This window comes from Polynucleobacter sp. 78F-HAINBA, assembly GCF_018882325.1.
In the GTDB taxonomy this organism is placed as follows: Bacteria; Pseudomonadota; Gammaproteobacteria; order Burkholderiales; family Burkholderiaceae; genus Polynucleobacter.
In genome coordinates, this window is sequence record NZ_JACVOQ010000009.1 from 44,345 (window position 1) to 55,347 (window position 11,003).

The 11,003-nt window shown below is 41.6% G+C and carries 13 protein-coding genes and 1 riboswitch; all 13 genes read right to left on the reverse strand.

Features of this window, described 5'->3' with window-relative positions; all coding sequences use genetic code 11:
- Positions 1 to 21: 21 nt before the first annotated feature.
- Entirely contained in the window at positions 22 to 1,317 is a 1,296-nt protein-coding gene (locus ICN11_RS09200) for a lipase family protein (RefSeq protein ID WP_216230129.1), read from the reverse strand.
- Between the two features lie 340 nt (positions 1,318 to 1,657).
- Positions 1,658 to 2,917, reverse strand: coding sequence for a D-amino acid dehydrogenase (locus tag ICN11_RS09205; RefSeq protein ID WP_216230130.1), 1,260 nt, complete (start codon positions 2,915 to 2,917; stop codon positions 1,658 to 1,660).
- Between the two features lie 151 nt (positions 2,918 to 3,068).
- Positions 3,069 to 3,158, reverse strand: a riboswitch (glycine riboswitch).
- Positions 3,159 to 3,185: 27 nt separating this feature from the next.
- Positions 3,186 to 3,575, reverse strand: coding sequence for a M20/M25/M40 family metallo-hydrolase (locus tag ICN11_RS09210; RefSeq protein WP_216230143.1), 390 nt, complete (start codon positions 3,573 to 3,575; stop codon positions 3,186 to 3,188).
- A gap of 323 nt (positions 3,576 to 3,898) precedes the next feature.
- The gene (locus ICN11_RS09215) at positions 3,899 to 4,564 is read right to left on the reverse strand and encodes a nucleotidyl transferase AbiEii/AbiGii toxin family protein (RefSeq protein WP_216230131.1); all 666 of its coding nucleotides are present in this window, start codon (positions 4,562 to 4,564) and stop codon (positions 3,899 to 3,901) included.
- Positions 4,565 to 4,567: 3 nt separating this feature from the next.
- The gene (locus ICN11_RS09220) at positions 4,568 to 5,050 is read right to left on the reverse strand and encodes a helix-turn-helix transcriptional regulator (RefSeq protein WP_216230132.1); all 483 of its coding nucleotides are present in this window, start codon (positions 5,048 to 5,050) and stop codon (positions 4,568 to 4,570) included.
- Between the two features lie 136 nt (positions 5,051 to 5,186).
- Positions 5,187 to 5,702 carry a hypothetical protein gene (locus tag ICN11_RS09225; protein WP_216230133.1) on the reverse strand — a complete coding sequence of 172 codons (516 nt, stop codon included), beginning with the start codon at positions 5,700 to 5,702 and terminating at the stop codon, positions 5,187 to 5,189.
- Positions 5,703 to 5,760: 58 nt separating this feature from the next.
- Entirely contained in the window at positions 5,761 to 6,519 is a 759-nt protein-coding gene (locus ICN11_RS09230; protein ID WP_216230134.1) for a DUF6161 domain-containing protein, read from the reverse strand.
- A 116-nt stretch (positions 6,520 to 6,635) separates the two neighbouring features.
- Entirely contained in the window at positions 6,636 to 7,538 is a 903-nt protein-coding gene (locus ICN11_RS09235) for a hypothetical protein (protein WP_216230135.1), read from the reverse strand.
- Between the two features lie 11 nt (positions 7,539 to 7,549).
- Positions 7,550 to 7,795, reverse strand: coding sequence for a hypothetical protein (locus tag ICN11_RS09240; protein ID WP_216230136.1), 246 nt, complete (start codon positions 7,793 to 7,795; stop codon positions 7,550 to 7,552).
- Between the two features lie 85 nt (positions 7,796 to 7,880).
- Complete coding sequence (locus ICN11_RS09245; RefSeq protein ID WP_216230137.1) at positions 7,881 to 9,602, reverse strand: DUF2326 domain-containing protein; 1,722 nt, start codon at positions 9,600 to 9,602, stop codon at positions 7,881 to 7,883.
- Positions 9,593 to 9,841, reverse strand: a complete 249-nt coding sequence (locus ICN11_RS09250; protein WP_216230138.1) for an ABC-three component system middle component 6 — start codon at positions 9,839 to 9,841, stop codon at positions 9,593 to 9,595. Before ICN11_RS09250 ends, ICN11_RS09245 begins: the two co-directional genes overlap by 10 nt.
- Positions 9,835 to 10,803 carry an ABC-three component system protein gene (locus ICN11_RS09255; RefSeq protein WP_216230139.1) on the reverse strand — a complete coding sequence of 323 codons (969 nt, stop codon included), beginning with the start codon at positions 10,801 to 10,803 and terminating at the stop codon, positions 9,835 to 9,837. Before ICN11_RS09255 ends, ICN11_RS09250 begins: the two co-directional genes overlap by 7 nt.
- A gap of 105 nt (positions 10,804 to 10,908) precedes the next feature.
- On the reverse strand, positions 10,909 to 11,003 hold a 95-nt coding region (locus tag ICN11_RS09260; RefSeq protein WP_216217838.1), incomplete at its 5' end, for an IS3 family transposase.

Sequence of the window (11,003 nt, forward strand, 5' to 3'; positions counted from 1 at the left end):
CGGTGAAGAAAATTACTTTCCTTAATTTTGAGGGCATGCATTCGCCAATGGCTTTCCAGCAATGCGGTCTTTGACCCACTCTAGATACATGGGTGCTGAAACACCAGGTGTTGAAAAGTGCGTTTGCTCTCCTGGAAGCTGAACTCTGCCGATATTTGCCCCCATGGCACACATCTGCTTTTGATAGAGCTCATGCATAACCGGAGGAACCGCGGTATCTTTTGTGCCCCAGTAAATCACAACTGGCGCCGTTGGTTTTACTGGCTTGACACTACCATCAACAAATGCCTTCACCCATGCCAAAGAGTTGCTTGGCTCAGTCTTTAATAATGATTTGTATTGATCTCCATAAGCATAGCTAAAAGTATCAGCTAGTACATGCATACATTTATTTCTGGATAGCTTGTCAACAACCTTTGCACCTTCATCAGTCAACACATCACTTAGCTGTAGATTGGGATATGCAGCTTGAGCACCCCAAAGCCCCATTACATAATGAGCAAATAAAAATACATTCGGGACATTGGCTTGCGTAAACTCATTCATGAGCTTCTTCGCCCCGGCTTCATCACTTGGAACCACTGAAAGCATGGCTGCAACATCATCCGGCGCCAAAGCAACATAACCAAGATACTGCAGATCATCGGCGGCGGTACCTTTAAGAGCCTGATAGCCCAGTAAGCTTGCAGCAGCAATAGTCGCTCCACCACCCTGTGACCAACCATACACAACTGTCTTTTTACCAGCTGCCACCTCTTTCATGGAGCTAGCTGCCCTTGCAGCATTAATAACATCCCTGCCATTTGTCCCGGCCACGGCATATTGATGCTTGCCCCCACCACCTAAACCCTGGTAGTCAGTAGCAACAATCACATAACCCTCTTTAATAAATTGCTCCACATTGGGAATACCGTAATCCGTCCAAGAGTTGCCATCCATCAAAAAATATTCATTCAGAGGTGCCGTTGGATCAATCACCTGAGAAGGTCCGCAATTTTGAGCTGAGCCGGTTGTGCCATGAGCCCAGGACATAATAGGCCTACCCTCTTTGGGAGCGACTCCATTTGGAGTAATGATGACTCCAGTGGCAATTGTCTTGCGCTCACCAACATCAGACGAGATGTAGGCAATTCTCCAAGCCTGCGCGCCTTTAACGGAAGTATCAATCTTCTCCTTCTTAATTACTTGCCCCAACTTACCATCAGGGGCCATTTTCATCACAGCAGAGTAAAAAGGCGGCATTGGTGGATCAGCAAAAACTGAAGGTGAGACGATGCAGATAGAAGCTGAAACTAGGAGGCGGAAAAATTTGTTCATAAGATCGATTTTTTACACAATACAAAAAAAATAATACACCTAGAAAGGGGTATGGCCTTAAGCAAAGCTTAAAAAAAATACCAACCCAAAGGCTGGTATTTTCATTTATGGTGGGCCCTCCAGGACTTGAACCTGGGGCCAAAGGATGATGAGAGCAGAAACCCAAAGAATACCGTTAGGATTTCAAGAGGCTACAGCGCCAGATTATCGATATATGAGCTTTTGTGTGACCAGATTAGCAGGCTCACAATAAGAACTATTTCACTCCTTGGTTTTAAAAACCAAAGGAATATTGAAGATTGATAAGCGTTACTTAAAGTAACGCTTATCTATTACTTACTTAAGAAAACTTTAGACTTGCTGGCGAACTAAGCTTTTTGGCTGTTTCACCATACTGAATTACATCACCAATCATTTCAGCGGTGCAGGCTGACAAGGTCCAACCTAAATGGCCATGTCCAGTGTTGTAATACACATTCGGTTTACTACCCCCACCTACTTTTGGCATCATTGTTGGCATCATCGGGCGCAAACCGGCCCAGGGGACTACTGAGCGAGTGCTGACTTCAGGGAAGCACTGATTAACCCAGTCAATCAAAGGCTTAATGCGATCAGCGCGGATATCCCGATTGATGCCGTTAAATTCTGCCGTACCAGCAACGCGAAAGCGATCTACTCCAAGACGACTAGTAACGAGCTTAGTTTCATCATCTAAGAGGCTCACATTAGGGGCGCCCTCTTGGCTGGCTTTATCAGTCAAATTAACCGTTATTGAGTAACCTTTAACCGGATAGACATTGACGCGATCACCTAATTGAGAAGCAAGATCACGACTTCCAACACCAGCACACACAACAACATTATCAAAAACAAGCTGACTCGCTTGCCCATCTTTGCTCAGAGTTAAGTTCACACGATTGCCATCGGACTGAACAGCAAGCACTTCATGCTCATAAATGGTTTTCACACCCAATTTGGCAGCAGCCTCTGACAATCCATGAGTGAACTTATGGATATCGCCTGTGGAATCACTTTCTGTGTAATAACCACCGTAATACTTACCAGCCAAGGTAGGTTCGATTTCCTTCATCTCTTGAGGTGTAACGGCAGTTCGTCCCAACCCGCCTTCAGCAAGCATCTTAGAGACTTTGCCTGCATGTTCAAAGCCTGCCTGATCACGATAGATATGCAAGATGCCTTCACGCTTTAAATCAAAATCGATGCCCTCTTGCTTTGCCCATGCAAAGAGATGTTTTCTGGCTTCAATCGCCATATGCGCAGTCTGAACTGTATTGCTTTTGTAGTTTGGAATCGAGGCAATGAACTCTGCGAACCAAGAAATCTTGTGCCAGTCAGGCTTTAAGTTAATTAATAGTGGGGCATCTTTTTTAAAGACCCACTTCATGCCCTTCATGATCGTTGACCAGTGGTTCCAGACCTCTGCATTAGATGCAGAGAGCTGGCCACCATTGGCGAAAGAGGTTTCCATCCCAGCGTAACGATGACGCTCAATCAACGTGACATCGTAGCCACGCTTAGCTAAGACGTAAGCAGTTGTAACGCCAGTAATACCACCGCCAATAATTACAAATGATTTCATTTTAAAGTCCAAAAAACGTCGAGGGTTACCCATTGCAAATGCTCAAGGGGCCCCCTCTGTTCTGGACCTGAGAGATTCGCAAATAGGTGATATTTGCTTGCTCCTTCGGTGTTATTGGGTGACGAATACCCAATATCTCTTCAGAGTTTAAAAAATCATTTCGGTTCTTTTGCCTGAGAGTTTCCGGGGCGGTTGCTCCTTCGGCGTTGCTGTAAAAGCAATCTCTCCCGAGAATGATTAAATACTTTTGATACTATACCTTCAAATACTATAACTTTAAATATTGCTTAACCAATTCGCACCAAAATGTTGCGCCAATCGCTATATTTCCATCATTAAAGTCGTAGGCAGGGTTATGCACCATACAAGTTCCTGGTGTATCGCCATTACCAATAAAAAGATAAGAGCCAGGGATTTTCTCGAGCATAAATGCAAAATCTTCGCTGCCTGATAATGCTGGTCCTTGGCGCGTAATAACTGCTTCGCCAAAGAGATCAGCCGCCACATTCCGCGCAAACTCTGTTTCCGCCGCTGAATTTACTAAGACTGCATAACCTGCTCGCCAATCGATCTTAGCACTTACCCCAAAGCTTTCGGCTTGCGCTTTAACAAGATCTTTAATTCTTTTTTCAATATCTATCGACCGTAGAAGCAGAATTAATTCACCTTAGCCCAAAAGAAAAAGCAGTTGCTACCCATTGGGTCACTATCGTTAGATATTTCTCTAAGCAAGCGCATCCACTTACTAAACAAATCAATCTATTTAAAAAGCTAGCGAATGAGCCGGAAGATCCGTACAACCATCACTGGTATAAAAACCCAAAAACATACGCTGGAATAGAAAAAGATGTAAAAGACGACTCAAGCTATTACTAATCTGTAGCTCGAATTCGCATTCGTTAGCGTTGTCTGCGCTTTAAATCAAAAATATACAGCAATACGTTTGAAACGATTTTCAACGTGCGATATCTGCTTTTAGCTTTAATTCAGTGACTTAAGAAACTGTATAGCTCGTTTGACCGCTTCATCATAGTTTGGCTTGTAATTTAAAACATCAATTTCATTGAACTGAGTTTTTAAGACTGTCGCCCTACTCTCAATTTGATGAATAAATGGCTCGGCATTCTTTTTTAAGAACTTCGCTGCTTTAATCAGCGCCTCTGGCTCTTTCTCAATTACCAGAGATAAATCAAATAGATCACGAGCTGTTGCCCGATCTCCACGATGCCATAATTTTTTCGCCACAATCTCAGCGGCAGTTTCCACTCTAATATGTTGGCCATCAATATTCCATATCTCAAATGGCGCCTCGGTTAGATTTGGAGAGGCAACAAAGTCAATTTCCCCTTCTGGGCGCATTAACTTCACGTAAGAACTCTGATCTTCAACGTAGTCTGTACTAACGGCTGCCGCGACGTCACTTAAGCGAGGCGTGACAAAACCTAAATACTGTGGATCTGGAACAAAGATGTCTATATCTTTACTAAGTCGATGCTGATAGCGAAACATCAATACCGTGCCGCCACCAAAAGTCCAAAATGGGTCAGCTGTTCCATGATTCTTAATATCTTCAATGATCGAAAGCGCATGGGGTAGCAAATCCCTCCATACGCCTTCAGGTAGCTCACGTTCAATAATGTGATTCATAAATTAAGCCCAAGCTGACCTTGGTGAATGCATTTCATGCACCCACCGATCAATATTTTTCCAAATGACTTTCGGTGCCACGTGATTAGTCTTCGCCGCCTCCTCAACCGCAGACACAATAATTTCTAATGGAGCTTCATCTAATAAAGTAGCAACGTGGGGATAAATCCTCTCAGGCAACTCACCACACACCAATGAATGAGATAAATCACTGCTTTGTAGCTTTGTCTTATAACTCACGCTGGCTGTTCTACTGGCCATATCCAAACCATGACGCTTTTTACTCTGCTCTTGCGTAATGACATCCAAGCCCAATAGCGATAGCAAGGATAGCAATTTGGCAGCCCCTAGATCATTCAGAGTCCCTTTCTCCAGATGATGAATGGTTGACCTTGAAAGACCGCAAAGCTTTGCTAACCGATCCTGGGATAAGCCCAGATCAGTACGGCGCTGCCCAACTTTGAGTCCGATTTCGCGTAAGTTCATAAGTGCATTATAGCATAAATTGTGTAATATATTACACATTATTTAATTAAAAAGTCTTTTTAATCACAACGAATCGAACTAGACTAGTTCCAAAAATGGACTAAATTAGCTCTGAAATGAACAAATAAATTCTCGCTTATTTTTTTATAGAATTTAAAGAAATTCTTGAGTCCAGAATTTTTTTAAGTGCTTCATTTTTTCTTGTAACCCCATAAATGTAACTAGCTGCACTATTAGCCACATCATAATTACCCTTCAAAAGAGCCCGGTCAATTATTAAATCAAAAGCATCATTTTTAGCTGTAACTCCATAAATCTTGTCAGCAGCATTAATAGCTAAATTAAATTTTCCGGCATGAAGAGAATATTTAACGACCTTAAGAAACTCACTATTTCTAGAATCGACGCCATAGGCTTTGTCAGCTATTTGCATTAATTCAAGAATTTCCCTCTCTTGATTATCTATTTCGCTTTCTATTGATGATCTATTATTCTTGATGACCTTATCTGGAGTCTGAACTTTTTTTTGAGATATTAATTTTTCAGTCTGTGGTGGTTTAGGCGACGTATCGGCAAAGAAATTTACTTCAATGATTTTTAAAACTACTCCCCCAATAATAGTAACAATCAAGCTAGCAATAAAAGTTTTCATGATTGGCATCATAAATCATAGAAACATGTTTCAAACGAATTAAGCAGCATAGTAAATACTATTTGCCGCTTAACTTTGTAAGCCACTCCATTGCAGTAGGAGGCAAGCCCTCGTCCTTCACTATGCCATCACCCGTTGGCCTAAAAAGAGCAGCAAGAATTGTCCCAATATTATCTTTACCCTCAAATGAACCATCACGTATTAAAGCAAGATACGTTTTAGCCATGGTGACACGTTCTGCCGCATCATTCTCAAGGTGAATATGACTGAGGAAAATTCGGACAAGCAAGCGAATAAACCAAAACGCTAAGGTCACAAGAAGAATGTAGGCTCCAATCTTCCACGTTGCCAAGACATCAAGTAATGGCGACAACGCACTAGAAGTGGGCGCTGTTGCAACTGCGCTGCCTAGCTTTGCATTGGTTGTAGTTGAAGCAACAGCAGCAATTCTTGTGTCTTCAATCATTTGCGCTACACCACGCAACTCCCAAAACAGTACACCTCCAAATGCAACCATACAAAGTGTCAACGCGATGAATGACCACTTAGCCCAATTGCCATGTTTCTTTTGCTTCTCCTCCCAATAACTAACTGGAGCTGCCAACGCCATGTACGCATCGTATGTAGCATTCAGTTGTTTAAGCTCTTCTGCTGTTGCTGTTAGTTGAGTTGTCCATTGCGAATCACGTTCAGTTTGAGCCTGTTCAAAGCTCTCACCTTGTGCCGCAACTTGATTCGAGACATCTAAATTTAATGCAGTGAATTCAGCAACTTGGGCGGCCTTTAACTGCTTATGCTCATCCAATAACGTAGACATATCACCAACAAGCTTTTTTAGAGCGGAACTTTCAGATTTCACGCGATCCTTGATACCACGAGAAAAGAGTTCAAACTCAACAAGGGCTGGGATAACTTTAGAAAGTGGCGCACCGTTTAAATCTTGGTATAGAAGACCCTCTTCTTACCGCTATTGGGATCACGCAGCAAATTATGTTCATCCAAAAAGCGATCAAACATATGGTGCGATGTACCCAGCTTGCCACCACTGCGGGTTCTAAAGACATAACCGGGATCATTGCTCTCAGTCAGCTTCTTCAAGGTGGTTTTACCATCTGGGTAATTACGAGCCACGATCTCTTTTAGCACCTTGAAGGTTTCATCAAAGCCATTGGCGTCCCGATCCTTGGTCTTGCCATATACCGATAAGGTCACCGTAGGCTGCCACTCAATTTGCTCAATGAGATTGCCCTCTTCGTCATATTCTTCAATGGGCTTTTGGGATGATTCATCTTCAGCTAAGAAACCTTCTGCATTGGTCTCTTGGGGCTGCATATCCACAATCTTGGTCTTGTACTTGATGTTTTTCCATTGCAAATTCAGCAGCTCTTTACCTGGCCTAGCCCCTGTATCAATCAAGATGCGGACATAGTCATAAAGGAGTTCACGCTGCTCACGCTTGGCTTCAGATCTGCCCCGTAGAATCCACGCCGGGAAGTTGGCCAAGATGGCATTGACCTCTTTAATGCTAAAGGTTGCGTAGTTTTCACCCTTGCGCCCTGTGGTCTCTAGCTCGGGCTTCATGGCTCTGGTCATAAAGCCACGAATAATGGCCTCTTCAAAGATGTAGTTCAGGGTAACGTTATGTTTTCGTACTGTGCTGTAGGCAGGCTCTTTACCCATTAGCTCAGCACGATCAAGCTCATATTGCTTGAGTGCTGCGTAATCAATCTTGTCGATGTTCTTGTTGCCCAAGCAAGGGATTAAGAAATCATCAATGATGCGCTTGTACACACTGTAGGAAACGGGAGCCTCACCCTTTTTAGCTTTGTCATCCATGCGCTGCTTAGTTAAGCGAGCGATATCTCTAAATTTCTTGGTGACAACAGAAGATTGGCTTCTTTTTTAAGCTCAGCGATGCGCTTGAGATCTTTTGCTTTTTCAATCGCCTTGGCTTGATCACGCAATTTGGTGGAAGCAATTAGCCATTTGCCATCTACCTTATAACGACACTGCCAAACAGTACTTGATGGGCGCTTGTATAGAATCAGTTCGCGTGGGTAGATTTCGTAAGTGCTGTCGAGCTTTTCAGGCATCACAACACTTTAAATTTTTATAACGTTTACGTCAACGGATTTTGTAGAAGTAATTTTTATCAGGTTTTAAGACAACAAACTGAATTTAATTGCGCCGCTCATACTGCATATCTACCTGCATACCTAAAAGCTTTCCTGATGGCGCATTATCTTTTAGTTCTAGAACTATGTTGCCATCGATGATTGAGGCCATCTCTTCGACACTAAATTCACCGGCCATACCAGAAATTGAATCAGGATTCAAAGTCGCAATGTATTGAAAACCATTTTCCCTGCAAACTTCATCGGCAACTCTGAAAAGAGTTGCACGTTGTCTCACGTCCATATTTGAGTAAAGCCGACTATCATGAAATATAAATTTAATTTTATGATTCATACGCAATGTTAGAAGTGTTAGGTCGTAGCAAAATATACGCACTTCATTTATGCCATCGGAGCTATCATTTTCAACCCGAACATCTAATTTAAATCTAGTTTGATTATTTCCACAATCGTTGTTTAACGATATTCCAGCTGCGGAATTTGGATAGAATTTGGATACGTAATTAGTGAACACTGAAAAATTTTCACCCCTAAATGTTTTAGTGTCCTCAAGATATGAATTTGTTTTAATAATTTCAGAGCTGAGTTGACCCTCCAATTCAGCTGTTTTATTGCTGTACTGAAGTTGAATTTGCTTATAGTCACGAAGCTTGTTCAACTCGGCAGTTAAAGATGCAACCTCATTAACAACTGCGGTGTATTGATCAAGCGCCGTAGACTCACCTAAAATTTTTAGAAGATCATCCAAAGATTTTTGCTTGACCTTAAGGCTTGACTCCATCTCAGCTAATGTCTGCATCAGCCTTAATTTTTCACCACTCAATCGTGCAACTCTATTTGTTAATAATTTCTCATGAAACTCACTAACATCATCAAGCCTCTTCAGAATATTTTCCCGGAATACTGCTTCCATCTCCGAATATAAAGCCTTGAATTTAGTGAGCTCAAGAACCGGTCTCTCACGAAGGCTGAGATCGATATTGGCGATAGCACTTCTATTAAGGAATACTTTATTTTTATCGCTCTCAATTTCAGATGCTATTAATTTGGCTGAAGTTTGTAGCTCATAATAGTTTTCTGCTACTCTAAATTCCTCCCTGGCTTTATTCAGTCTCTCAATTTTTTGCTCAAGCTGTTTTACATGTATATCCGCATCTCGGCCGCCAGAAAAGTACTCCTTGATTAAAGGATCATCCTTAAAGTTGCGTTGTAATGTTTTTAGATTTTTAATTTCTGATTTTAGTTTTGACTTGATCTGAATTAAGCTAGTCTCAATGCCCAACAAAAAACAGCTTCTCAGCAAAACATCATAGTCAGAATGCTCATTTGTCCTGCAGGCGTCCACATACTCGCCCTGCCCTCTTCGCAGAAATTTAGTGATTAACGCCCTAAAACTCAATCCACCAATATCAGACGGCAGCGAAAATGAATTTGAACCCATAAATTCAAGAAAATCAGATAGCTTCTTCTCTTCGTTATCTAAATAAACAATATTTTGCTTCGAAGTATTTCTGGCAACAGTGTGCACTTTTCCAGATAACTCAAATTTAAGCTGGAATTCCCAATTTGGTATCTTCGACTCAAATTCCGAATTTTTATTGGCGCCAAGACAAAAGTGGATCAACTCCACAATCAATGATTTTCCAACTCCGTTATAAGTTGCCCCATTATTAGAGCGGGACCCAACCACGAGCGTTAATCCAGTCTCATTAAATTTAACAGACTTGAAGCCTGGTTGATTTGAGGTTAATTCAATCAAACGCATTTTTTAAGAACCCCACTTTTGGAATCCACTTCGACAGCATTGATCGCGTATAAAACATCGATTGCAAATACAAGATGCTCAAACGTATGATCCACTGGATATCCACCCTTTTTATAATTTTGTCTAAATGAGCTCCATAATTGATCTATCACCTGCGGACGCTCCAACAATTCCACAACGTATGCGCTTAGTCCTAGAATCGACTCTCCGAGCTTAATGTGCTTATCTGGCATTAACATTTTGGCTCCTCGAAGATATCGCATGCCTCAAAAAAATAAGCCAGGATTACTATCGCCGCCTCCTGTATTTCCTTTTGCTGTCTCTGGGATAAATTTTTATTCCCCGGGGTAATTTGATCAAGAATCCAGAAAAACATGCGGTCTTCCGCAGTTGCATCACCTTCATCTATATACTGATGCGCTCCCCTAATATCACAATACATTGCATGAAGTTTGTCACGAACATCTTGCCTAGCAAAATTGCTATTAGCTGAGAAATACTCTTCAATACTTCCCGATCGGTAATCGGCAGATCTAAGCAACTTCGCAGCAACCTTCAAGTTATTAAAAGTAATTTTCTTTTCAAATTGGGGGTTTGATAAATTAGACTCAAGAGATTGCGGCGCAAAGTTTTCAATAATATGGCCAATGATTTCTGAAATTAAGTCAAATCTGATAGTCTCAATATCTGCAGGGTCTGGAGGGAATCCAACAACGGCAATTATCTGATCTGCACTAAGATTCATTAGCTTATCTTCTAGATCCTTTGCAAGAAATGGCCTGCATACATCTAACATATATTTTTGACGTAGCAGCTCAAGCTTTGCATAAGTTGTAGGATATGCTCCCGGCTTAATTCGATAGGCATCATTTATGACAAAATAGAATTCCTTAATACCTACTGGGTAAACCTTCCCATCGCCCCATTTTTTAATAAGGCCAGAAAAATCATCTTCAATTTTTTTAATAGCCTTAGCCTCATCAAATGACTCTGGTGCATAAACTTGATAGTAACGCCCCGCATTTGGTTCATGCCCATCGTTTTTCCAGTCTCCCTGAGGGCCCTGCGGCTTTACAGGATAAAAGTCAGCAGATGAATAGGACATTATCTTTGTAAAGATACCCTCAAACTCATCGCCCATACTCTTTGCGAGCATGTTCTGAAATAGTATTCTTGCCAGGGCTTTTTCTGCGTTATTCATCTGCTTATTTTCAATCATCACTCTGAAAGATATAAACTAACATTTAATTTCATAATTAAAAACCCCAGCTATCTTGAACTGACCCACAAAAGTTGGACAGTTTAGTTAGGTTACCAGAAGGGATTGAGTTCGGTATTGCACTGGGCTCAATCCCTTTAGTTTTTGTTTGATCCGATCATGGTTGTAGTAGTGGATATATT

What these genes read in the sequence shown, in the direction of transcription:
- ICN11_RS09215 (WP_216230131.1), bottom strand. Translation starts at nt 4,564, where the DNA reads ATGAATCACATTATTGAACGTGAGCTACCTGAAGGCGTATGGAGGGAT.
- ICN11_RS09250 (WP_216230138.1), bottom strand. Translation starts at nt 9,841, where the DNA reads ATGTTAATGCCAGATAAGCACATTAAGCTCGGAGAGTCGATTCTAGGA.
- ICN11_RS09230 (WP_216230134.1), bottom strand. Translation starts at nt 6,519, where the DNA reads ATGTCTACGTTATTGGATGAGCATAAGCAGTTAAAGGCCGCCCAAGTT.
- ICN11_RS09255 (WP_216230139.1), bottom strand. Translation starts at nt 10,803, where the DNA reads ATGAATAACGCAGAAAAAGCCCTGGCAAGAATACTATTTCAGAACATG.
- ICN11_RS09205 (WP_216230130.1), bottom strand. Translation starts at nt 2,917, where the DNA reads ATGAAATCATTTGTAATTATTGGCGGTGGTATTACTGGCGTTACAACT.
- ICN11_RS09225 (WP_216230133.1), bottom strand. Translation starts at nt 5,702, where the DNA reads ATGAAAACTTTTATTGCTAGCTTGATTGTTACTATTATTGGGGGAGTA.
- ICN11_RS09245 (WP_216230137.1), bottom strand. Translation starts at nt 9,602, where the DNA reads ATGCGTTTGATTGAATTAACCTCAAATCAACCAGGCTTCAAGTCTGTT.
- ICN11_RS09200 (WP_216230129.1), bottom strand. Translation starts at nt 1,317, where the DNA reads ATGAACAAATTTTTCCGCCTCCTAGTTTCAGCTTCTATCTGCATCGTC.
- ICN11_RS09235 (WP_216230135.1), bottom strand. Translation starts at nt 7,538, where the DNA reads ATGGATGACAAAGCTAAAAAGGGTGAGGCTCCCGTTTCCTACAGTGTG.
- ICN11_RS09220 (WP_216230132.1), bottom strand. Translation starts at nt 5,050, where the DNA reads ATGAACTTACGCGAAATCGGACTCAAAGTTGGGCAGCGCCGTACTGAT.
- ICN11_RS09240 (WP_216230136.1), bottom strand. Translation starts at nt 7,795, where the DNA reads ATGCCTGAAAAGCTCGACAGCACTTACGAAATCTACCCACGCGAACTG.